At 67.6% G+C, this 23,344-nt stretch carries 14 protein-coding genes; 10 read left to right on the top strand and 4 right to left on the bottom strand.

All coding sequences use genetic code 11. The features are described from left to right. Positions 1-73: 73 nt before the first annotated feature. Entirely contained in the window at positions 74-3,922 is a 3,849-nt protein-coding gene (locus ACFQ6X_RS05555; protein WP_383176340.1) for a GH92 family glycosyl hydrolase, read from the bottom strand. Positions 3,923-4,712: 790 nt separating this feature from the next. Here ACFQ6X_RS05555 and ngcE point away from each other — a divergent pair. The 9 genes from ngcE to ACFQ6X_RS05600 all read left to right on the top strand — a co-directional run bounded on the left by ngcE (position 4,713) and on the right by ACFQ6X_RS05600 (position 16,888). Next, positions 4,713-6,119: an N-acetylglucosamine/diacetylchitobiose ABC transporter substrate-binding protein gene (gene ngcE, locus ACFQ6X_RS05560; protein WP_383176343.1), complete on the top strand. Its 1,407-nt coding sequence runs from the start codon at positions 4,713-4,715 to the stop codon at positions 6,117-6,119. Between the two features lie 7 nt (positions 6,120-6,126). After that, positions 6,127-7,182, top strand: coding sequence for a carbohydrate ABC transporter permease (locus ACFQ6X_RS05565; protein ID WP_383176346.1), 1,056 nt, complete (start codon positions 6,127-6,129; stop codon positions 7,180-7,182). A gap of 53 nt (positions 7,183-7,235) precedes the next feature. Beyond that, the gene (locus tag ACFQ6X_RS05570) at positions 7,236-8,051 is read left to right on the top strand and encodes a carbohydrate ABC transporter permease (RefSeq protein ID WP_383176848.1); all 816 of its coding nucleotides are present in this window, start codon (positions 7,236-7,238) and stop codon (positions 8,049-8,051) included. Between the two features lie 266 nt (positions 8,052-8,317). Next, entirely contained in the window at positions 8,318-9,517 is a 1,200-nt protein-coding gene (locus ACFQ6X_RS05575; protein WP_383176349.1) for an ROK family protein, read from the top strand. A gap of 119 nt (positions 9,518-9,636) precedes the next feature. Continuing rightward, positions 9,637-10,749: a sugar ABC transporter substrate-binding protein gene (locus tag ACFQ6X_RS05580; RefSeq protein WP_383176352.1), complete on the top strand. Its 1,113-nt coding sequence runs from the start codon at positions 9,637-9,639 to the stop codon at positions 10,747-10,749. A 192-nt stretch (positions 10,750-10,941) separates the two neighbouring features. Next, positions 10,942-11,730, top strand: a complete 789-nt coding sequence (locus ACFQ6X_RS05585; RefSeq protein ID WP_329206364.1) for an ATP-binding cassette domain-containing protein — start codon at positions 10,942-10,944, stop codon at positions 11,728-11,730. Next, positions 11,727-13,004, top strand: a complete 1,278-nt coding sequence (locus ACFQ6X_RS05590; protein WP_329206363.1) for a sugar ABC transporter permease — start codon at positions 11,727-11,729, stop codon at positions 13,002-13,004. The genes ACFQ6X_RS05585 and ACFQ6X_RS05590 overlap by 4 nt, the downstream gene beginning before the upstream one ends. A gap of 217 nt (positions 13,005-13,221) precedes the next feature. After that, a complete protein-coding gene (dxs, locus tag ACFQ6X_RS05595; RefSeq protein WP_383176357.1) occupies positions 13,222-15,135 on the top strand; it encodes a 1-deoxy-D-xylulose-5-phosphate synthase in 1,914 nt (637 codons plus the stop codon). A gap of 283 nt (positions 15,136-15,418) precedes the next feature. Further along, positions 15,419-16,888 carry an amino acid permease gene (locus tag ACFQ6X_RS05600; RefSeq protein ID WP_383176851.1) on the top strand — a complete coding sequence of 490 codons (1,470 nt, stop codon included), beginning with the start codon at positions 15,419-15,421 and terminating at the stop codon, positions 16,886-16,888. A gap of 153 nt (positions 16,889-17,041) precedes the next feature. Here the strand turns inward: ACFQ6X_RS05600 and ACFQ6X_RS05605 are convergent, their stop codons facing one another. Further along, positions 17,042-18,139, bottom strand: coding sequence for an LCP family protein (locus ACFQ6X_RS05605; RefSeq protein WP_383176360.1), 1,098 nt, complete (start codon positions 18,137-18,139; stop codon positions 17,042-17,044). Between the two features lie 425 nt (positions 18,140-18,564). On the opposite strand from ACFQ6X_RS05605, the gene ACFQ6X_RS05610 reads away from it, so the two are divergent. Continuing rightward, positions 18,565-19,602 (top strand): hypothetical protein, encoded by a 1,038-nt coding sequence (locus ACFQ6X_RS05610; protein WP_383176362.1) that lies wholly within the window; start codon positions 18,565-18,567, stop codon positions 19,600-19,602. A gap of 78 nt (positions 19,603-19,680) precedes the next feature. On the opposite strand, the gene ACFQ6X_RS05615 is transcribed toward ACFQ6X_RS05610, so the two are convergent. Next, positions 19,681-21,663 (bottom strand): glycosyltransferase, encoded by a 1,983-nt coding sequence (locus ACFQ6X_RS05615; RefSeq protein ID WP_383176365.1) that lies wholly within the window; start codon positions 21,661-21,663, stop codon positions 19,681-19,683. Continuing rightward, positions 21,660-23,240 carry a stealth family protein gene (locus ACFQ6X_RS05620; RefSeq protein ID WP_383176368.1) on the bottom strand — a complete coding sequence of 527 codons (1,581 nt, stop codon included), beginning with the start codon at positions 23,238-23,240 and terminating at the stop codon, positions 21,660-21,662. The genes ACFQ6X_RS05615 and ACFQ6X_RS05620 overlap by 4 nt, the downstream gene beginning before the upstream one ends. Between the last annotated feature and the right edge of the window lie 104 nt (positions 23,241-23,344).

Raw genomic sequence — 23,344 nt, forward strand, 5'->3', positions numbered from 1 at the left:
TCACCCGGACGGGTAAGCGCGAAGCGGCCGGCACCCCTTCCGGGGTACCGGCCGCCGTGGACAGACCGTCAGGTCAGGAGATCAGCTCGATCTCCGCCAGCGTCGCCGCCGTCGTGCTCACGAGCCGGTACTTGGTGTACGAGCCCGGCGTGTGCACCGAGAACGCCCGGGTCTGCTTGTCCCAGGCGAACGTCTGGCCGGACCGCTTGTCGAGGTCCTTCCAGGTCGTGCCGTCCGAGGAGCCCTGCAGCACCCAGCCCGTCGGGGCCTTCGCCGCCGCGGAGGACGTCAGCGTGTACTGGATCGCCTTCGTCGCCGAGGCGACCGGCAGGTCCACCGACTCGACCGCGGCCGAGGTGGCCGAGGAGTTGTCGTACAGCGCGCCGTCGCCCTTGAGCACGTCGCCCTTCGGGGCGGGAACCTTGTCGTCCTGGGTGATGGAGACCGGGGCCGCGTCCTTGCCCGTGCCCCACGCCGAGGGCTTGGAGCCCATGTCGAACTCCAGCACGCCGCCCTTGGCCAGCAGGTCGTGCGGCAGCGAAGTGGACGTCCACTTCTTGCCGTTGACCTTCAGGCCCTGGACGTAGATGTTCTTCGCGCTGTTCTTCGGGGCCTTGACCACCAGGTCGCGGCCGTTCTCCAGGTGCACGGTCGTCTTCGTGAAGAGCGGCGAGCCGATCGCGTACTCACCACTGCCCATGACGAGCGGGTAGAAGCCGAGGGAGGAGAAGAGGAACCAGGCCGACTGCTCGCCGTTGTCCTCGTCGCCGTGGTAGCCCTGGCCGATCTCGCTGCCCGTGTACAGGCGGCCGAGGACCTCGCGGACCTTCTCCTGCGTCTTCCAGGGCTGCGAGGCCGCGTCGTACATGTACGTGGCGTGGTGCGCGACCTGGTTGCTGTGGCCGTACTGGCCCATCCGTACGTCACGCGCCTCGGTCATCTCGTGGATGACGCCGCCGTACGAACCGACGAACTCGGGTCCGGCGGTCTCGGGGGTCGAGAAGTAGGTGTCCAGCTTCTTCGCCAGACCGTCGCGGCCGCCGTACAGGTTGGCCAGGCCCCGGCTGTCCTGCGGGGCGGTGAAGGCGTAGCCCCAGCCGTTGGTCTCCGTGTAGTCGTAGCCCCACACACGGGGGTCGAACTTGTCGGAGGGCACGCGCCAGTCGCCGTTCGGCTTCTTGCCCTGGAAGAAGCCGGCCTTGTCGTCGAAGAGCTTGACGTAGTTCTGGGCGCGGTTGAGGAAGTACGCGGACTCCTCCTTGTAGCGCTCGTTCTTCGTCTTCTTGTAGAGGGCCTGGCCCATCTGCGCGATGCCGTAGTCGTTGAGGTAGCCCTCCAGCGACCAGGAGAGACCCTCGTGCGTCTCGGTGTTGGCGTACCCGGTGAAGACCGAGGTCTCCATCCCCTTGCGGCCGACACCGGAGGACGGCGGGGCCACCGTGGCGTTCTTGACGGCCGCGTCGTACGCCGCTTCCGCGTCGAAGTCCACGCCCTTGACGTACGCGTCGGCGAAGGCCACGTCCGAGCTCGTGCCGGTCATGAGGTCGGAGTACCCGGGGGAGGACCAGCGGGAGATCCAGCCGCCGTCCTTGTACTGCTGGACGAAGCCGTCGACCATCTTCCCGGCCTGCTTCGGGGTGAGGAAGGAGTAGGCGGGCCAGGTCGTGCGGTAGGTGTCCCAGAAGCCGTTGTTGACGTACACCTCACCCTTGACGATCTTCGCGCCGGTGTGCGTGGGGGTGTTGGTGCCGGTCTGCGGCGAGAACGGGCTCGCGTAGGTGCTCTTCCCGTCGACCTGCTCGAAGCCGGAGTTCGGGTAGAGGTACAGCCGGTACAGGCTCGAGTAGAGCGTGGCCAGCTGGTCGGCGTTGGCGCCCTCGACCTCGACCTTGCCGAGGATCTTGTCCCAGGCCTTCTGCGCGTTCTTCCGCACCGTGTCGAAGGAGGTCTTCGCCGGCAGCTCCATGGCGAGGTTCTTCTTCGCCTGGTCGACGCTGATCAGCGAGGTGGCCAGGCGCAGGTTGACCGTGCGGTCCTTGCCCGCGTCGAAGCGGAAGAACCCGGTCACATCGTCACCGCCGCCGCCCTTCAGCTTGCCGCTGTCGGTGACCGGTGCGTCGAAGGAGCCGTACACGAAGAGCCGGGTGGCGCCGGTGGAGCCGCCGCTCTTCACATCCGAGAAGCCGGTGAAGGAGCCGGTCTTCGCGTCGAGGGTGAGGCCGCCGTCGTTGGAGACGTTGTCGAAGACCATGCTGGCGTCGGCGGACGGGTAGGTGAACCGCATCCGCGCCGCGTGGTCCGTGGGCGTCATCTCGGCCTTGAGACCGTTCTCGAACGTCACCCCGTAGTAGTGGGGGTTCGCCGTCTCGTTCTCGTGGCGGAACGGCAGCCCGCGTGCCGTACGGGAGGCGTCCGGGGTTCCGGAGGCCGCCGACGGCATCATCTGGAAGGTCTGGCGGTCGCCCATCCAGGGACTCGGCTCATGGCTGGCGCTGAAGGCCTGCAGCGTCGGCAGGTTGTCCGCGTTGTTGCCGCGCGAGTAGTCGTACAGCCAGCTCGTGGAGCCGGCGTTGGTGACCGGCGTCCAGAAGTTGAAGCCATGCGGGACGGCGGTGGCGGGGAAGTTGTTGCCGCGCGAGAAGCCGCCGCTGGAGTTCGTGCCGCGCACCGTCGACGCGTACTCCGAGAGGTGCGCCTTGCGCTTCTCCGGGGCCTTCGGGGCGATCTTGATGTCGTCGAGCCAGCCCTGGAACTTCGCGGGGCCCTTGGGGGAGTCGTACGCCACCAGGATCCGGTCGACGGTCTTGCCCGCCGCGACGGTGCCGATGCGCGAGGCGACCTTGTTCCACTGGTTCACGTACAGCCGCTTGGCGTCGGCCTGGCCCTGCGGGGTCAGCAGCCCGCCGTGGCTGTCGGTGGCCTTCAGCTCGCTCAGGTAGCTGCCGTCGGTGAAGGCGAGGTCCACCGCGACGTGGGTCGCCGGATAGTTGAGATCCGTCTGGCCCATCTGCGGGTAGACCAGGTACGAGAGCTCGGTGTCCTTGGTGACGGCCGTGTCGACGTCGAAGACCTTGTTGTAAGAGTAGGCGTGGCCGTCCGGCTTGTGCGTGCCGGCGTAGCGCAGGGCCTTCTTTCCGGTGAATCCCGCGCCCGCCTTGGCGGTGGGGGAGCCGGAGGGACCGCGGTCGATCTGACTGCGCATGTCGCCGGGCGCCGGCGGGGAGGCATCGCCGTTGGAGAACTGGACGTCGGCGAGCTGGATCGCGTCCCCGGCGCCGTTGTTCTTCGTGATGTCCAGACGGAAGTGCTTGTAAGCCGTATCCGTAGTGAAATCGTACGACTTGGTCTGGAAGCGCTCCGAGAAGGTCTGGCCGGTCCGGGTGTCCAGGTCCGTCCAGGTCTTGCCGTCCGCGGAACCCTTCAGGGTCCAGTCCTTGGGGTCGCGCTCGTCGTGGTCGTTGGCCGAGGTGAGTGCGTATGTCACCACCTTGGTGGGTTCGACGAGATCGAACTCGACCCAGCCCGACGACTGGAAGGCCAGCCACTTGGTGGCGGACTCCACGTCGACGAGGTTCTCCTTCCCCTCGCCGCCCCCGGAGTTCTCGCTGCTGGCCCGCACATCGGTGACCTGATCGGTGACATTGCCCGGTATTCCGGCGGAGAATCCGCCATCGATACCCGATGCCCTCTTCTTTCCGTCAGAGCCGTCTTCGACGGTATTGCGCCAGTCCGGCTGCTTTTCGTCCTCTTCGAAGGAGGAGCTGAACGAAAGCTCCCCGGAAGGCTTTTGGGACGGTCCGGCCGGTTGTGCGAAGGCCGCTGTAGGGGCCGCCGCCACAAGGACGAGAGAGGCCGCGATGACTGCGGCCGAGGTGCTGTGTCTCTTGCGAGGGCCTTGCTGAAGACCACGTAGGGGCTGCATACGGAGCCGATCCTCCCGGGGGGCGTGCTTGGACAACGTTGTCATTACGGGACTCGGGTACCAGTAGGGAGCCAAGTGGCCGGATGTGTCAAGAGTGTTGCGAGGTGTCGGCCTGCCGAATCGGCCGCAATCCGGAAATGTGGGTTCCGGTGCGAGGGCGCACGGTGCCGAAGTGTCCGCGAGGTCTCAACTCGGGAAAGACTGCCGCTCAAACCTGCATTCGATCTTGCTCAGTTGGCGACAAGTGGACTATACCTGTCGGCACCTGGACGGCCGTTCCGCGCGTCACGGGCAAGGGGGACGGGGGACGTCCGCGGGGCCGCTGTCAGCGACTTCGCCGTACGGCTCCCGAAAACCCCCACTGCACGGAAGAACTGCAATTCCGCATGACCCAAGCGCAACTGATTGCGGTGGCGGGACCCTTCGCCTGAGGCGATATCGACGGGTGACCGGTACACCGCCTGAGTCCTGGAGAAGGCGAGGACTTGAGCATGGGATCCACCCCCGGCGTAGGCCATTGCGATCTGATCAAGCGGAGCGCGACTGTCGCGCGGGCCACGGCTACGGCGACCGCCTTTCCGACATCGTTCAGGTGATCACCATCGGTGCCGCTGAGCGGCTCCGAGACGACGGCTGAACGACCCGATGTGCATCTCCGCCGACATCGCAGGCGGACACCCACATCAGGACGCGCTCAAAGAGAAGTGCGGCAAGCACGGGGCCAATCCGGCCCGGCTGCCGAACACGCAGCAAACCCGTAGAGATCCAATTGATCAGTGAGGATGCAGAGATGACCATTCGTGCCGGCTCTCTTGACAGGCGAACGCTCCTGCGCGGGGCGATCGCGACGGCAGCCATGGGTTCGTTCGCGGTTGCGTGTGGCTCTCCCTCCAGCAAGGACAACGGTGGCGGCGGCCCGAAGGGCGAGAAGGGTGCCAAGAACCCGTTCGGCGTCGCCAAGAACTCCAAGGTCGAGGCGGCCATCTTCGACGGCGGCTACGGCACCGACTACGTCCAGTTCGTCAACACGGTCATCGGGGCCCAGATCGCCGGCACCAAGGTTGACGTCAAGCCGGTCGTCGACATCGGCCCGGAGCTCCAGCCCCGCTTCGTCGGTGGCAACCCGCCGGACCTCATCGACAACTCCGGTGAGGACCAGATCGGCTTCCTGGGCATTCTCGACCAGCTCGAGGAGCTCGACGACGTCTTCGAGGCCAACACCTACGAGGGCAAGAAGATCGCCGACATCGTCTACCCCGGCGTCAAGGACCCCGGCACGTTCAAGGACAAGTTCGTCGCGCTCAACTACGTGATGACGGTGTACGGCGTCTGGTACTCCAAGACGCTGTTCGAGGCGAACGGCTGGACCCCGCCGAAGACGTGGGACGAGGCGCTCGACCTCGGCCAGGCGGCGAAGAAGAAGGGCAAGTACCTCTTCGTCCACGGCAAGGAAGCGGCGACCTACTACCGGACGCTCCTGATCGACTCGGCGATCAAGGAGGGCGGCGACGAGGTCCGGATCGCGCTGGGGAACCTGGAGAAGGGCTGCTGGTCGCACCCGGCGGTCCAGGGCGTCATCAAGATCATGGAGACCATGGTCAAGGAGAAGATGTTCGTCCCCGGCGGCTCCGGCACCCAGTTCCAGAAGGCGCAGGCGATCTGGAGCAACGACCAGAAGGCGCTGCTCTACCCGTCCGGTGGCTGGATCGAGAACGAGATGAAGGACGCCACCAAGGCCGACTTCCAGATGACCGGTGTTCCGGCGATGACGCTCACGGCCAAGCCGAAGATCCCCTACGAGGCGCTCCGTGCGGCCGCGGGCGAGCCGTTCATCGTTCCCAAGCAGGGCAAGAACCCGGCCGGCGGCAAGGAGGTCCTGCGGGCGATGCTGTCCGAGAAGGCGGCCGCCAACTTCTCCAAGACGAAGCTGGCCCCGACGATCGTCAAGGGCACCGTGCCCGCCGACGGTTACGGCTCCACGGCCCTCGTCTCGCAGACGAAGATGCTCGAGGCCGCGGGCGAGAACATCTTCAACTACACGTTCGTCGAGGCCTACGGTATGAACACCGACCAGCTGGTGCCGTGGAACTCGTTCCTCGCCGGTGACATCGACGGCAAGGGTCTGACCTCGGCTCTGCAGAAGATCTCCGACAAGATCCGGGAAGACGCCTCCATCGAGAAGATCAAGGTCAGCTAGTAGCGCGATGAGTGACACGATCACCAAACCCGAACCCACGAGCGGCCGGCTCAAGTCGGCCGCTCGCGGCGGGCGTCCCGGGCGCCGCAAACTCACCTTCGACCGGGTGACGTTCTTCCTCGCGTTCCTCGGTATCCCGCTGGCCGTCTTCATCCTTTTCGTCCTGATGCCGTTCGTCCAGGCGATCTACTGGGCGATGACGGACTGGCGCGGCTTCAGCCCGGACTACAACTTCGTCGGGCTGGACAACTTCATCAAGATGTTCGAGGACGACATCTTCCTGAAGGCGTTGCGCAACGTGGCGCTGCTGGCGGCCGTCGTACCGCTGGTGACGTTGACGCTCGCCCTCGGGGTCGCGGTGGCCATCACGCTGGGCGGGCCCAGCAAGGGCCCCGTCCGGGGGATCCGGGGTGCGTCGTTCTACCGGATCATCTCGTTCTTCCCCTACGTCGTGCCGGCGATCATCGTCGGCCTGATCTGGGCGCAGATGTTCGACCCGAACGCCGGCCTGGTCAACGGCTTCCTCACCAAGATCGGTCTTGACGGCTTCGTGGCGTTCGCCTGGCTGGGCGAGGTCTCGACCGCCATGCCGTCCCTGATGTTCGTCTTCGTCTGGGGACTCGTCGGGTTCTACGCGGTGCTCTTCATCGCCGCGATCAAGGGAGTTCCCGCCGAGCTGTACGAGGCGGCCAGGATCGACGGGGCCGGACGGTTCCGGACCACGATCTCGATCACCCTGCCGGAGATCCGGGACAGTGTGCAGACGGCGTACATCTATCTCGGCATCGCCGCGCTGGACGCGTTCGTCTACGTACAGGCACTGTTGCCGAACGGCGGGCCGGCCAACTCGACCCTGACGATCAGCCAGCGGCTGTTCAACGTCGCCTTCGCTAAGCAGCAGTTCGGATACGCCACCGCGATGGGTGTCGTCCTCGCCGTCGTCACCCTGGTGTTCGCGGCGCTGGTGTTCACCGTCTTCCGCCTGACCGGCGGTGGCGAGGGCAAAAAGAATGCGCGTGGGTTCAAGGCTCGGCGTGCTGGAGCCAAGGGAGGTGCTCAGTGAGCGCCATAACCGCCGACCGGAAACTGGTCAGAGTCACCGCAAGCAGCGACCGCATGTTCGCCACGATCTCGCACGTCCTGCTGGGCATATGGTCCGTGGTCGTGATCGTGCCCATGCTGTGGATACTGATGTCGTCGTTCAAGTCGACCGGCGAGATCCTGTCGTCGCCGTTCTCGCTCCCGGACCACTGGAGGGTCGAGAACTACGCGAACGCGTGGACCGACGCGAACATCGGGAAGTACTTCCTGAATTCGGTGATCGTCGTTGTCTCCGCGTTGTTCCTGGTGATGTTGCTGGGTGCGATGTGCGCCTACATCCTGGCCAGGTTCCAGTTCCCCGGGCGCCGGCTGATCTACTACACGATGCTGGCCGGACTGACGTTCCCGGTCTTCCTGGCGATCGTGCCGCTGTTCTTCCAGTTGCAGAACTTCGGGTTGCTGAACACGCGTCTGGGACTGATCCTCACCTACGTCGCGTTCGCGCTGCCGTTCACGATGTTCTTCCTCTATTCGTTCTTCCGGTCACTGCCGCATGACGTCTACGAGGCCGCGTTGATCGACGGTGCCGGTGACTGGCGGGCGTTCTTCCAGGTCATGCTGCCGATGGCCAGTCCGGGCATGGCCGCGGTGGCGATCTTCAACTTCCTGGGGCTGTGGAACCAGTTCCTGCTGCCGGTGGCGCTCAACACCGACCAGGACATGTGGGTCCTGACCCAGGGGATGGCCGCGTACGCGTCCTCGCAGGTCTACGACGTCGACTACGGTGCGCTGTTCGCGGCGATCGTGGTCACGGTGGTGCCTGTACTGGTCGTGTACGTCATCTTCCAGCGCCGGATCGCCGGTTCGGTGTCACAGGGCACCTTCCGCTGACGCCCACCGTCGCGCCGTACGGCCGGCCGGGCCGCTTCGCCGGTCCGCCGGCCGGCGCCATCACGTAACCGCTGCTTCACCCGTTGCACACAGGGGTCGAGCCCCGGAGAGACAACTCTCCGGGGCCCGACCCCTTTGTAAGGGGCAGGAGCTGATTTCCGTCAAGGGGTTGACGGCATAGGTATCCTCAGCGGAGCTTTGGAGTTCATAACTTGTACAAGGTTCGGTCACCCAGGGTGACGCGGGCCACGGATAAGGGTGGGTCAATGGAGACTCCGGGGTCGCAGACATCTCTGCATCGCGCCAACCTCGAGCGGGTTGTGCGCGCCGTGCGTATGGCGGGTTCGCTCACCCAGGCGGAGATCGCCAGAAGCACCGGCCTCTCCGCGGCCACTGTCTCCAACATCGTTCGCGAACTGAAGGACGGCGGCACGGTCGAGGTGACCCCCACCTCGGCGGGCGGACGCCGCGCCCGGAGCGTCTCCCTCAGCGGGGACGCGGGCATTGTCATCGGGGTAGATTTCGGACATACTCACCTTCGCGTGGCCATCGGTAACCTCGCCCACCAGGTACTGGCCGAGGAATCCGAGCCGCTGGACGTCGACGCTTCGTCGGCGGAGGGCTTCGGCCGGGCGGAACAGCTGGTCAACCGCCTGATCGAGACCACCGGGATAAGCCCCGGGAAGGTGATCGGCGTGGGTCTGGGCGTTCCGGGACCGATCGATGTCGAGTCCGGCACGCTGGGCTCCACCTCGATCCTGCCGGGCTGGACGGGCATCAATCCCAGCCAGGAGCTCTCCGGCCGCCTCGGCGTGCCCGTGTACGTGGACAACGATGCCAACCTCGGGGCCTTGGGGGAGCTGGTCTGGGGCAGCGGCAGGGGGGTCAAGGACCTCGCGTACATCAAGGTCGCCAGCGGTGTCGGCGCCGGTCTGGTGATCGACGGAACCATCTACCGCGGGCCCGGCGGCACGGCCGGCGAGATCGGGCACATCACGCTCGACGAATCGGGCCCCGTGTGCCGCTGCGGCAACCGCGGCTGCCTGGAGACCTTCACCGCCGCCCGGTACGTGCTGCCCCTTCTGCAGCCCAGCCACGGGCCCGAGCTCACCATGGAGCGGGTGGTCCAGCTGGCCCGTGAGGGCGACCCGGGGTGCCGCAGGGTGATCGGGGACGTGGGACGGCACATCGGGAGCGGTGTGGCCAACCTCTGCAACCTGCTCAACCCCAGCCGGGTGGTGCTCGGCGGATCCCTCGCCGAGGCGGGCGAGTTGGTGCTCGGACCCATCCGCGACTCGGTCTCCCGGTACGCGATCCCCAGTGCGGCACGACAGCTCTCGGTGCTGCCCGGAGCACTCGGCGGCCGGGCCGAAGTACTGGGGGCGCTGGCCCTCGTTCTCAGCGAGATGGGCGATTCAACCCTTTTGGAGAGCACGGTCCCTGCCGGGACGCCTGCCTTCACTTAGATAACGAATGGCACCGTTGTCATCTCGTTAAGGATTTACTCCTTGACGCTGACGGCGCGGCCGAGTTGACTCCAACCCACCTCGGCCGCAACGTCGCGGCCTCGTCAGGGAGGTTCGAAATGAACACGCGTATGCGTCGTGCCGCCGTTGCCGTTGCCGCCACCACGATGGCCGTCTCGCTTGCTGCTTGCGGGAGTGCCAAGGAGTCGGGCGACAAGACCACGGACACCGGCTCCGGCAAGAAGGGCGACGATCTCAAGATCGGTCTGCTCCTTCCCGAGAGTGAGACGGCTCGTTACGAGAAGTTCGACAAGCCGATCATCGAGAAGAAGGTCAGCGAGCTGACCGGTGGCAAGGGCGAGGTCGTCTACGCCAACGCCAAGCAGGACGCCACGCTGCAGGCGCAGCAGGTCGACACCATGATCACGAACAAGGTCGACGCTCTGATCGTCGACGCCGTCGACGCCAAGGCCATCGAGAACAGCATCAAGAAGGCCAAGGACGCGGGCATCCCGATCGTCGCCTTCGACCGCCTCGCCGAGGGCCCGATCGACGCCTACACCTCCTTCGACAACGAAGAGGTCGGCCACGTGCAGGGCAAGGCCCTGCTGGAGGCCCTGGGCGGCGCCGAGAAGCCGACCATCGTGATGATGAACGGTGCCATCACCGACCCGAACGCAGCGCTCTTCAAGAAGGGTGCGAAGGCCGAGCTCGACGGCAAGGTCACGTACGGCAAGGAGTACGACACCAAGGAGTGGAAGCCGACCAACGCCAACGCCAACATGGAGGCGGCGATCACGGCTCTCGGCAAGGACAAGATCGCCGGCGTCTACTCCGCGAACGACGGCATGGCGGGCGGCATCATCACCGCCCTCAAGGCCGCCGGTCTCTCCAAGCTCCCGCCGGTCACCGGTCAGGACGCCGAACTCGCCGGTGTGCAGCGCATCGTCACCGGTGAGCAGTTCATGAGCGTCTACAAGCCGTACCCGCAGGAGGGCGTCGTCGCCGCGGAGATGGCCGTCGCGCTGGCCAAGGGTGAGAAGCTCGACTCGATCGCCACGTCGAAGATCGACAGCGCCAGCACGAAGGGCATTCCCACCGTCCTCGTCCCGGTCGTCTCGCTGACCAAGGCGAACATCAAGGACACCGTCCTCAAGGACGGCATCTACACGATCGACGAGATCTGCACGGCCAAGTACAAGGCCGCCTGCGACGCCGCCGGTCTGAAGTAGGCCCCACCGCGAGACCGCCCGCAGGGCGGTCCCGCGCGGTCTGCCCCCGAAGCCTGTCCGGTGCCCCGCCCACCAACTGTCCCGCTACCGGGCGGGGCGCCGGACGGAACGCTTCTTCTGTTCATACGCTTCTGCTCGACCACCGCGCCTTCCCCCAGGCGCGGCATCCCCGCCGGTCAGGCGGCGAAGGAGATGGTTCACGTGTCCGCTACGCCCGTGTTGGCGTTGCGAGGGGTCTCCAAGCGATTCGGTGCCGTCCAGGCGCTCACCGATGTTGAGCTTGAGGTCCACTCCGGCGAGGTGGTCGCCCTGGTGGGCGACAACGGCGCCGGTAAGTCAACGCTGGTCAAGACGATCGCCGGAGTCCACCCCATCGATGACGGAGTCATCGAGTGGGAAGGCCGGCCGGTCAAGATCGACAAGCCGAACGACGCACAGACGCTGGGCATCGCGACCGTCTACCAGGACCTCGCGCTCTGCGACAACATCGACGTCGTCGGCAACCTCTACCTCGGCCGGGAGATCCGCAAGTTCGGAGTCCTGAACGAGGTCGAGATGGAGCGCCGCTCCCGCGAGCTCCTCAGCACGCTGTCGATCCGCATCCCCAGCGTCCGCATCCCGATCGCCTCGCTCTCCGGCGGTCAGCGCCAGACCGTCGCCATCGCCCGTTCGATGCTCGGCGAGCCCAAGCTCGTCATCCTCGACGAGCCCACCGCCGCCCTCGGCGTCGAGCAGACCGCCCAGGTCCTCGACCTCGTCGAGCGGCTGCGCGAGCGTGGCCACGCGGTCATCCTCATCAGCCACAACATGGCCGATGTGAAGGCCGTCGCCGACAAGGTCGCCGTGCTCCGGCTGGGCCGGAACAACGGGGTCTTCGACGTGAAGACCACCTCGCAGGAAGAGATCATCTCCGCCATCACGGGCGCCACGGAAAACGCCGTGACCCGTCGTGCGGCGCGCAACGCGGAGGTCCAGAAGTGAAGACCGACAAGACGTCCACCGCAGTGATCAACCCGGAGGCCGCCAAGGGCGCGGACACCGCGGTCGACCCGCGGCTGCTCGTGCGCGAGCAGGGCTTCGGCGGATACCTCACCGAGTTCAAGCGCAAGATGCGCGGTGGAGACCTCGGGTCGATTCCCGTGGTCATCGGCCTGATCATCATCTGCGTGATCTTCCAGAGCTTGAACTCCGAGTTCCTCTCCGCGAAGAACATCAGCGACATCGCCGTGACGATGGTGGCCACCGGCATGATGGCCGTCGGCATCATCTTCGTGCTGCTGCTCGGCGAGATCGACCTCTCGGTCGGCTCGGTCAGCGGTGTCTCCGGTGCCGTCGTCGCCGTACTCAGTGTGACCAACGGAATGAACGAGTGGCTGGCCGTCCTGGTCGCCATCGTCAGCGGTGCGGTCATCGGAGCCGTCCACGGCTTCTTCTTCGCCAGGATCGGCGCACCCGCGTTCGCCGTCACCCTCGCGGGCCTGCTGTTCTGGCTGGGCTTCATGCTCCAGCTCCTCGGTGACACGGGCACGATCAACCTGGACGGCGACGGTGTCGTCGGCAAGCTGACCACGTACTACTTCACGGACGTCGCAGCCGCCTACGGCCTCGCGGCCCTCGCCGTGATCGGCTTCTTCCTGTCCGCGTTCCTGGACAGCCGCCGCCGCGACGCGGCCGGCATCCCGGCCCGGCCGCTCACCGACATCGTGGTGCGCACCGCGGTGCTCGCGGTGTTCGCCTTCGCCGCGGCCTTCATGTTCAACCAGTACCGGGGTCTGCCGCTGGCGCTGGTCCTCTTCCTCATCGTGCTGGTGGGTTCGGACTTCGTCCTGCGCCGCACCTCCTACGGCCGGAAGATCTTCGCACTCGGCGGCAGCGTCGAGGCCTCGCGCCGCGCCGGTATCAACGTCACCGCGATCCGTATCTCGGTCTTCTCGATCGCCGGTACCTTCGCGGCGATCGGCGGCCTGTTCTGGGCCTCCAAGATCGCGGCGGCGAACCAGGGCTCCGGCACCGGCGACCTGCTGATGAACGTCATCGCCGCAGCCGTCATCGGTGGCACCAGCCTCTTCGGTGGCCGTGGCCGCACGTGGAACGCGCTGCTCGGTGTCATGGTCATCGTCTCGATCCAGTACGGCCTGTCGCTGGAAGGCATCGCCACGCCGGTCCAGTACATGATCACCGGTGGTGTGCTTCTCGCCACGGTCGTCATCGACTCCGTCACCCGCAAGACACAGAAGACCGCAGGCCGCGCCTGACCGCGGATCCGCACACGTGCCCGGCATCCCTCGTGGTGCCGGGCACGTGCGCGTACTCATGTCCTGCCACGGCACGGCGCGGAACGCGCCCGCGGCACGAGGCCGGACGCACCCACGGCAGCACGCGGAATGCGCTGCCCGATGACCGATGCCGCCGACGGAACATTAGACTCATCGGATCGGCACGCTCGACCAGCTCAAACGCAAGGAGGCACGGGTGGACCTGCTGACCCGCATCGGGGGACCGCGCGACCTGGACCGGCTCAGCCTCGAGCAGCTGGACCAGCTCGCCGAGGAGATCCGTACCTTCCTCGTCGACGCGGTGTCCAAGACCGGAGGCCACCTCGGCCCGAACCTGGGCGTGGTCGAGCTGACCATCGCCCTGCACCGGGTGTTCGAGTCCCCGCAGGACAAGGTCCTTTTCGACACCGGCCACCAGAGCTATGTGCACAAGCTGCTCACCGGCCGGCAGGACTTCTCGAAGCTCAAGAGCAAGGGCGGCCTCTCCGGATACCCGTCCCGCGCCGAGTCCGAGCACGACGTCATCGAGAACTCGCACGCCTCGACCGTCCTCGGCTGGGCCGACGGCCTCGCCAAGGCCAACGAGGTACTGAAGAAGGACGACCACGTCGTCGCGGTCATCGGCGACGGCGCGCTCACCGGCGGTATGGCCTGGGAGGCGCTGAACAACATCGCCGCCGCCAAGGACCGCCCCCTCGTCATCGTCGTCAACGACAACGAGCGCTCCTACGCCCCGACCATCGGCGGTCTCGCGAACCACCTCGCCACCCTGCGCACGACCGACGGGTACGAGAGGTTCCTGGCCCGCGGCAAGGACCTCCTGGAGCGCACGCCGGTCGTCGGCAAGCCGCTGTACGAGACCCTGCACGGTGCCAAGAAGGGCCTCAAGGACTTCATCGCCCCGCAGGGCATGTTCGAGGACCTCGGCCTGAAGTACGTCGGCCCGATCGACGGCCACGACATCGAGGCCCTGGAATCCGCGCTGACGCGTGCCAAGCGCTTCGGCGGCCCGGTCATCGTCCACTGCCTCACGGAGAAGGGCCGCGGCTACACCCCGGCCCTCCAGGACGATGCCGACCGCTTCCACGCCGTCGGCAAGATCCACCCCGACACCGGCCTGCCCATCTCCACCTCCGGCCTCGACTGGACCTCGGTCTTCGGCGAGGAGATGGTCAAGCTCGGCCACGAGCGCGAGGACATCGTCGCGATCACTGCGGCCATGCTCCAGCCCGTGGGCCTCGGCAGGTTCGAGGAGGCCTTCCCGGACCGGATCTACGACGTCGGAATCGCCGAGCAGCACGGCGCGGTCTCCGCGGCGGGCCTCGCCACCGGTGGACTCCACCCCGTCTTCGCGGTCTACGCGACCTTCCTCAACCGTGCCTTCGACCAGGTACTGATGGACGTCGCCCTGCACAAGTGCGGTGTCACCTTCGTCCTGGACCGGGCCGGAGTCACCGGTACGGACGGCGCCTCGCACAACGGCATGTGGGACATGTCGATCCTGCAGTGCGTGCCGACCCTGCGGATCGCCGCCCCGCGCGACGCCGACCAGGTCCGCGCCCAGCTGCGCGAGGCCGTCGACGTCGACGACGCGCCGACCGTCGTCCGCTTCTCCAAGGGTGCGGTCGGCCCGGCGGTCAAGGCCGTCGGAACGGTCGGCGGCATGGACGTGCTGCGCCACGCGGGCACGGACGCGCCGGACGTCCTCCTGGTCTCCGTCGGCGCGCTCGCCCCGATGTGCCTGGAGATCGCCGCGCTGCTGGACGCCCAGGGCATCTCCACGACGGTGGTCGACCCGCGCTGGGTCAAGCCCGTCGACGAGGCGCTCGCCCCGCTCGCCGCACAGCACCGCGTCGTCGTCACCGTCGAGGACAACAGCAGGGCGGGTGGTGTCGGCTCCGCCATCGCCCAGAACCTGCGGGACGCCGGGGTGGACGTACCCCTGCGTGACTTCGGGATCCCGCCGGTCTTCCTCGACCATGCCTCCCGCAAGGAGGTCATGGCCGAGATCGGCCTGACCGCACCGGACATCGCCCGTCAGGTCACCGGACTGGTCGCCAAGCTGGACGGCCGGTACGAGAGCCGGGCCGTGGAGCCCGTGCGCGACTGACCCCGCGCGCCGGCCGGTACCGCGACTGCGCCCCCTCGCTCCGCAACGGAGCGAGGGGGCGCAGTCATGTGGTCGCCGGGAGGGGCTCGGCGGGGGCGCGAGCGTGTGCCGTGTGTGCCCCCGATACTCCGTTCGGCCGAGATAACTTCCCTCTCCCGTGCCCCATCGGGTGAATCGCCCTCTTCCGCCGCCCCTCAGCCGCGCGTCGTCTCGATCATGACCGTGATTCGGGTAACGCGAGGACGCGGCGACGGACGATCACGGAGGCAGACCGGTGAACACACTGTTTCGGACGAAGACGGTCGAACAGTCGATCAGGGACACGGAGGAACCGGACCACGCGCTCAAGAAATCCCTCTCCGCGCTGGACCTCACGGTCTTCGGAGTGGGTGTCATCATCGGCACCGGAATCTTCGTCCTCACGGGCAAGGTCGCCAAGGAGACGGCGGGTCCCGCGACCGCTCTCGCCTTCGTCGCCGCCGGTGTCGTCTGCGCCCTGGCCGCACTCTGCTACGCCGAATTCGCCTCCACCGTTCCCGTGGCGGGATCCGCGTACACGTTCGCGTACGCCTCCCTCGGCGAACTCGTCGCCTGGATCATCGGCTGGGACCTGGTACTCGAATTCGCCCTGGGCACGGCGGTGGTGGCGGTCGGCTGGTCCGGCTACGTCCGCTCGCTCATGGACAACGTCGGCTGGACGATGCCCGAGGCGCTCTCAGGTCCCGACGCGACGGACGGATTCGGCTTCGACATCCTGGCCTTCGCCCTGGTCCTGATCCTGACGGTCATCCTCGTGCTCGGGATGAAGCTCTCCGCCCGGGTGACGACGGTCGTGGTCGCCATCAAGCTGGCCGTGGTCGGCATCGTGATCGTCGCGGGCCTGTTCTTCATCAAGTCGGCCAACTACTCGCCGTTCATCCCCGACGCCCAGCCACAGGAATCCGGTTCGGGCCTGGACGCCCCGCTGATCCAGCTGATGTTCGGCTACGAACCGACGAACTTCGGCATCATGGGCATCTTCACCGCCGCCTCCGTCGTCTTCTTCGCCTTCATCGGCTTCGACGTCGTGGCCACCGCGGCCGAGGAGACCAAGGTCCCCCAGCGGGACATGCCGCGCGGCATCCTCGCTTCGCTCCTCATCTGCACAGTGCTCTACGTCGCCGTGTCGCTCGTGGTCACCGGCATGCAGCACTATTCCGAACTCTCCGTCAGCGCCCCGCTCGCGGACGCCTTCAAGGCCGTCGGCCACCCCTTCTACGCGGGAGTCATCAGCTTCGGCGCCGCAGTCGGCCTCACCACGGTCTGCATGATCCTGCTCCTCGGCCAGACCCGGGTGTTCTTCGCGATGAGCCGCGACGGGCTGCTCCCGCGCTTCTTCTCGGTGACGCACCCGCGATTCGGCACCCCGTACCGCCCGACCATCCTGCTCGGTGTGATCATCGCGATCGTGGCGGGGTTCACGAGCATCAACGAGCTCGCGACCCTGGTGAACATCGGCACACTCTTCGCCTTCGTGGTCGTCGCCCTCGGCGTGATCGTCCTGCGCCGCACCCGCCCGGACCTGCACCGGGCCTTCCGTACCCCCTGGGTCCCCCTGCTCCCGATCGTCTCCGTCGCCGCCTCGGTGTGGCTGATGCTGAACCTGCCGGCCGAGACATGGCTCCGGTTCGCGATCTGGATGGCCATCGGAGTGGCCGTCTACTTCCTGTACGGGCGCCGGAACAGCCGTATGCAGAAGGACAAGATCTCCTGACCCTGCCCGGCCCCCCCACATGACGTGGCAGCGGCCGCAGCCGTACGCGGACCCGTACACCGGGTCCCGTACGACTGCGGCCGCTGCCGTTCCGGGACCGGCCGGGCCGGACCGCGGTCGGTCCCCTGCCGGTCCCTCGAGGACGAGGCGGGATCAGCCGCCGGTAGCGGGGGACTTCTTGGCGGACTCGGGGATCGTGGCGTCCTGACGGATCGCCTTCCAGAGCTCGCCGGACTGGGGCTCCGAGGCCACCACCCGGTTCGGGTCCTGCTTGTCGTAGGCCACCGGCAGCATGATCGTTTCCATGGAGGAGGGGTCGACGCCGTTCATCGAGCGGGCGAACTCGGTGAGGGAGGTCAGCGAGGCCAGCCCCTCGTCCGTCGTGAGCGACTTGGTGGCCGAGTTGGCGATCTTGTACGCGGTCGTCGGACTGCCGAGCAGGTCCTGGGACTTGATCTCGGTCAGCAGCGCGAGCAGGAACTGCTGCTGGAGCCCGATCCGTCCGAGGTCGCTGCCGTCACCGATGCCGTGCCGGGTCCGGACGTAGGCGAGGGACTCGGTGCCGTTGAGCTTGTGGGAGCCGGCGGTCAGGTCGAGCCCGGACGCCTTGTCCCGGATCGGTTCCTCGACCTCGACGGTGACGCCGCCGATCGCGTCGACCAGATCCTTGAACCCGGCGAAGTTGATCTCCAGGTAGTGGTCGATCCGGACCCCGGACATCTTCTCCACGGTCTTGACCACACAGGCCGGACCGACCTGGGAGTACACGGAGTTGAACATCACGCGCTCGGCGGACGGCATCTTCGAGCCGTCGGCCTTGTTGCACTCCGGCCGGGTCACCAGGGTGTCGCGCGGAATGGACACGGCGACGGCCTCGGTCCGGCCCTCGGGTATGTGCACCACCATGGCGGTGTCGGACCGGGCGCCGCCGACGCTGCCGCCACCGCCCAGCTCCTTGTTCTCCGCCCCGGCCCGCGAGTCCGATCCCAGCACCAGCAGGTTCTGCCCGGTGGTGGGGAGCTTCTCGGGACGGTCCTTCTCGTCGAGCGCCTTGTTGATGTCGACGCCCTTGATGTTGCCGTCGAGCTGGCTGTACATCCAGTAGACCGTGCCGCCGCCGGCGAGCAGCAGGACGAGCAGGACGCCAAGAGTGATCTTGAGGCCCCGGCGGCGCTTGCGGGGCTTGGGTGCTCGTCTGGACCGGGTCTCGTCGGGTATCCCGGATCCGGTGCCAGTGGTCTTGTCTGTCATGGGCTCGTGTGGTCTTCCGTCGGGACGCGCTCGGCGCGTGCGAGAGGAGAGGAAGGGGAGGGCGGACGGTATCGGTCCGTGTGTGCCGAAGTCGTCCCTGTGCCGCGTATCATCCAGGCGCCGTTCACACCTTGAAGTCGCATTCTGTGATAGGAAGCACTCTGAAATCGACCCCTGTCGAGTATTATTGTGACACCAGTTGACGCTGTGAAAGCGAACCGGTCACTCGACAGAGCAACCACGGGACTCCGCCCATCGCCGTTCGGCACCGGAGGAAGTACTCGGTGAAGAACGGGCGGAGAGCAATGGTTTTGCGTTCAGGGCGCAGGCGTGCCGGTCATCCTGTCGGGGGGGTCTCTTCCGGACCCGTCACGCAGTCCGCCGCCGCACCACGAGCCGCCGCGCCGCGCACGACCGGATGGCTCGTGCCGGACGGCGAAGGCCGCCTCACCGCGTACGCCGTCGGAAGGACCGGCGGCATCGTGCGCTGGACCGAGGACCACGCGCAGTCCGGCGGCTGGGCACGCCCCGAACTCCTGCTTCCCGACGCCGGGATACTCCCGTATCTCTCCGTCGCACGGAGTCAGCAGGGCTACGCCGACCTCTTCGCCGTGCGACGCAAGGGCAAGGGCCCTCAGGCACCCGTCGAGATCGTCTTCGCGTCCCAGTACCAGGCAGGCCGCCCGATGACCGGATGGCACTCGATCGGCAACCCGCACACCGAGGCCGCGCAGGCGGGGGCCATCGGCGCCCCGGTGGCGGTCGTCGACGGGAGCGACACGGTCCACGTCTTCGTCCGCAGCGCGACCGGCGGGGTGTTCACCCGTCGGCGCGGCGGCGCAGGCGCCTGGGGCAAGTGGACGGCTCTGCCGTGCAAGCGGGTACGGGAGGGCATGTCCGCCGTCGTGACCCCGTCCGGCCGGGTCGAAGTCTTCATACCCGCCGACAAGGGCGTGTACGTATGGCGCCAGGAGAAGCCGGGCGGCTCCCTGGACCGCGCGCCCAACCTGGTCTTCATCGCCCGCCCGGAGACCGCGTCGGGCACCGGGTCCTACGAGGACCGGATCACCCACTTCTGGCGTGACGACGCGAGCGGCGAGGTCGTCGCCTACCGGTTGCCCGCACCCGGCGGTGACGACGTCGCCCCCGCTCCGCTCGCCGGCCGGTCGGGTCGTGGCCCCCTCGCCCTGTCCCGCTGCGTCGTGGACGGCTACGACTGCACCGTACTGGCCCAGACCGAGGAGACGGGCACCCTCGGGGTGACCGCCTATCCGACCGAGATGGAATCCGCAGGTGCCTGGTGGGCCGATACCCGCGAACCCTGCGAAGGCGTGCCCGCACTCGCCCGTGACCGTGCCGGCCGGCTCGTCGTGGCGGTGATCGGCCCGGACGGTGGGATGAGCGTGACCAGGCAGCGGACGGATCAGCAGGGGATGGCCCTGGAGGCGTGGCTCCGGTACTGAGACCGCACCCCCGCCCCACGCGAAGTGCGCGGGGCGGCCCGGGTCGGCCGACGGCTGGATCATGGCCATGTGTGCCCGCTACTCCGCCTTCTCGGAGACGCGGACCGAGAGTTCGGTGCCCGCGGTGTAGTACGGCTTGACCAGGACGTCAGGTCCGTCGTCGGCCGGCACCACTGCGTTGGGGTAGGCGAAGACACCCTTCACGTCGACCACGTCGGTGAGGAAGCGGCCCAGCCGCGCGACCACCGGGTCGTACCGCCGGCCCACCCACAGGTCCCACAGCTCGTGCCGGCCGATGAGCTGTTCGGCCAGGTCCGACGCGGGAAGCGCGAAGGAGAAGTCCGCGGCGCCCGACGAACTGCCGGAGAGCCAGAACTGGTGCCCCTCGCCCCCGCGTCGGCGCATCAGCAGCAACGGCTCCGCGTCACCGAAGTCGCAGCCGTACAGGACGCCCCGCAGATGGATGACTCCGTCACCGACCCAGACCTCGGTGGCCTCGGCGTGACGTTCCCGCGTCCATGTGCGCAGCACCAGGTGGCCGCTCTCGGACGCGTAGGGGAGCTGGACCACGGTGCAGTCGGGGCCGGTCGCCACCGGACCGAAGCCGCGCAGGTCGAGGATCCCCGGCTGGACCTTCGAGGGCTTGCCGTCACCGCTGTCCAGATGGACGTCCCAGCGGCCCTCGGTGAGAACCTCGGGCCCCGGCGGGACGACCGCTGTGTAGAGGTGCGGTCCCAGGCCGTCGGCGGGAAGCAGCGGGAGCCGGACAGGCCGCTCGTCGCGCGCAGCCTTGCGTCTGCGCAGTACCAGGTGCAGATCCTCGCGGCCTTCTCGTACCCCCGCCAGGCGCAGGCCGATCAGGCCGTCGGGCTCCACCGTGCACCCCACCGAGACCTCGGCGGCGGGACGGGACTCCCGGCGGGCCTGCCGGGACATCCTGATGACCTTCTCGAACCGGCCCGCCGCCGCTTCCGGACCGTAGCGGCGGGAGTCCTGGAGCGCCTGACGGCCCATCGCCGCACAGGAGGCCTCGTCCTCGACCAGACGCAACAGCGCGGCGCCGAACGCGTCGACGTCGTCGACCGGCGTGAGCAGGCCGTTGACCTCGTGGCGGACGATCTCCGGCGGCCCGCCTGGGCAGTCGGTGGAGACGACGGGGAGGCCGCACCGCATGGCCTCCGCCAGCGCGAGCCCGAAGGACTCGCGGTCCGACGTGCCTGCGGCTATGGCGGAAGCCGCCCAGTGTGCCTCCAGCCTGGGTTCCTCCATCATCAGGAAGACATGGTTGTACAGGTCGAGATCGGCGACGAGCGCACGGAGCGAGCCGTACTCGGGGCCGGTGCCGAAGATCCGCAGCTGCCAGTCGGGATGATGCCCGCACACCTGCGCGAAGGCCTGGATCAGCAGGTCGAAGCGCTTCTCGGGGACGAGCCGTCCGGCCGCCATCACGGTCCGGGACCGTCCGTCGGCCGGACGCACCCTCGGGTCGGGTACACAGTCGGGGTGCGCATACACGGCCACACCGCCCGGCAGACCCGCTTCCGTGATGGCCGCGGCCTCGGCGCCGCTCGGTACGATCACGGCGTCCAGCCGTCCCAGCCCCGCCCACGCACGGCTCTGCTCCTGGGCCGACAGGACGGTGCTCAGCAGATGCAGCTGGCCCAGCCGCAGCGCCCTCGGACGGCCCCAGCGCGAGACGTAGGCCGCCAGCTCGAGGCTGGTGCCCACCACCACCTGGGCCTGGGTCTCGCCGAGGTACTCCTGCACCTTGTCGTCGGTCAGCTGGCTGTAGCGCCAGGACATCTCCTGCGTGCGCGGGATGACCCTGGACGGGGTGAGCCTGCGGATGTCCTGCTTGTCGGGGCGGCGGCCCTCGCGGAGGTCCAGCAGGGAGATGTTCCGTACGCCGTGGGCGGGCGCGATCGCCGGACGGTCGAGCCAGCGGAACACCGAGACGACCCTGACCTCGTGCGTATCGGCCAGGGCGCCCGCCAGGTTGAGGACCGCACGGGTCGCCCCGTCCGCCGCGAAGGCGTTCTGAACCAGAAAATCGATCTTCACCGCGTCGCCGTCTTCTCATAAGGGCTGGGAAGAGGGAAGTACGCCTCGAAGAACGGATGGATCAGGGCCTCCTGATCAGCCACGTCGTCCTCGGTGCTGAAGGAGTCGTTCACACAGAAGACGGCCGCGTCCCGCCGCTTGAGCAGCCGGTCGAGCTTCTTGGAGAGCTGGACCATCGAGAGGTGGAGATAGGCGTACGGGATGGTGTCGGGCACCCCGCGCTCCGTGAAGTACGAGTAGTACGGATACATGCAGGTGCCGACGTCGATATCGGTCCGGCTGCGGAACCGGGCGGCAGCGGTCGCCCGGAACACCTCAGCGAACTCCCGTTCCATCTCCTCCAGCACACTGCGCCGCAGCGGCACGGGCGTGTGCTTCATCGCGTCGATGATGGTGCGGCCGAACCGCCCCTCCAGAAGCGCGCGGACGTTCTTGCGGGCCACCTCGTGCGGAAGGTCGTCCGGGCGAACGGGGCCCATCGGGATGCGGACCGTGTCCGGGTAGTACTTGGACGCCCCGTTCGGCAGGAAGAACTCGTGCGGCGTGATGGGCCTGCCCACGAAAACGTCGTCGTTGAAGTGGATGAAGTGCTCGGAGAGTCCGGGAACGCGGTGCAACTGTGCGCTGATGGCGTGCGAGTTGAACACGGGGAGGCGGTCCGTCTCCCGGAAGATCTCCCGGTGCGACACCACGGTGATGCCCTCGGCGGTCTCGTCGAGCCAGTGCGGCACCTGGTCGTCCGTGACCAGGAAGATGTGGCGGACCCACGGGGCGTACATATGCAGGGAACGCATCGAGTAGAGGAGTTCGTCGCGGTTGATGTAGCGCCCGGCGCTCGCGGACTCCTCGTGGAAGACGTCGCCCGAAGCCTCGGCCCTGCGTCGCTGCCAGGCCGGGTCGTCGCTGTCCACCCAGGTGTAGACGACATCGATGGGAAAGGTGATCTCGTCCGGCCCGGTGCAGACGAACTCCCGGCGGGTCGGCAGACCGGTCGCCTCAGCCTTGCGGCTCCAACGCCGTTGCTTGGGCGCGGGTTCCGTCCGAATCGGCGGCGCCAGCCGGGAGAAGCGGTGCGGGGACACGAGAGTCATCTCGCCCTCCACAGGGAGGAAGCTCGCGCCCCGGTTGATCCGGGGCGGCAGCAGGCGTCCCTCCTCCTCACGCCAGAACTCGATGTCGCAGCCGTACTCGGTGCCGTACACGAGCTCACCCGACGGGTCGGCCTGGAACCAGATGGCGCGCAGTACGTCCACGGTCTCCAGGCCCTGCCAGGAGGACTCCCGGGCGCCCGGGTGCAGCAGCTCGCTGGTGCGCTGGACGGGGACCCGGCGCTGGATGTACCCGGGGCTCCGGCCGAACAGCGACCGCAGGGTCTGGGCGACCCGGCCGCGGTGGGTGTCCCGTACGCCGACCGCCGACGACGTGTCCTCGGTTCCGGGCACCACGAAGTGCTCCACGCCGGCCTGGGTCAGCGCGACGGACACCAGCTGAAGGTGTTCGGCGCGCACCCCGAGAGGGGTGAGGCCCGGCCGGACGTGAGCCAGCCGGCGGTGCATGCCGACGGGAATCTCGTGCATGCCGACGGGCAGGGCACGACTCGGCCGTTCAGCCGTTGCGTTGATCGGATGGATCACCGAATACTCCAGAACATCAGTGCGCCGCGAGACGCCGGAAGAACTCC

It is taken from the genome of Streptomyces sp. NPDC056452, assembly GCF_042796085.1.
Classification (GTDB): Bacteria; Actinomycetota; Actinomycetes; order Streptomycetales; family Streptomycetaceae; genus Streptomyces.

Bases quoted from the DNA above. Each gene is read 5' to 3' on its own strand.
- ACFQ6X_RS05620 (WP_383176368.1), bottom strand. From the start codon at position 23,240: ATGCACGAGATTCCCGTCGGCATGCACCGCCGGCTGGCTCACGTCCGG.
- ngcE (WP_383176343.1), top strand. From the start codon at position 4,713: ATGACCATTCGTGCCGGCTCTCTTGACAGGCGAACGCTCCTGCGCGGG.
- ACFQ6X_RS05605 (WP_383176360.1), bottom strand. From the start codon at position 18,139: ATGACAGACAAGACCACTGGCACCGGATCCGGGATACCCGACGAGACC.
- ACFQ6X_RS05555 (WP_383176340.1), bottom strand. From the start codon at position 3,922: ATGCAGCCCCTACGTGGTCTTCAGCAAGGCCCTCGCAAGAGACACAGC.
- ACFQ6X_RS05575 (WP_383176349.1), top strand. From the start codon at position 8,318: ATGGAGACTCCGGGGTCGCAGACATCTCTGCATCGCGCCAACCTCGAG.
- ACFQ6X_RS05580 (WP_383176352.1), top strand. From the start codon at position 9,637: ATGAACACGCGTATGCGTCGTGCCGCCGTTGCCGTTGCCGCCACCACG.
- ACFQ6X_RS05570 (WP_383176848.1), top strand. From the start codon at position 7,236: ATGTTCGCCACGATCTCGCACGTCCTGCTGGGCATATGGTCCGTGGTC.
- ACFQ6X_RS05585 (WP_329206364.1), top strand. From the start codon at position 10,942: ATGGTTCACGTGTCCGCTACGCCCGTGTTGGCGTTGCGAGGGGTCTCC.
- ACFQ6X_RS05565 (WP_383176346.1), top strand. From the start codon at position 6,127: ATGAGTGACACGATCACCAAACCCGAACCCACGAGCGGCCGGCTCAAG.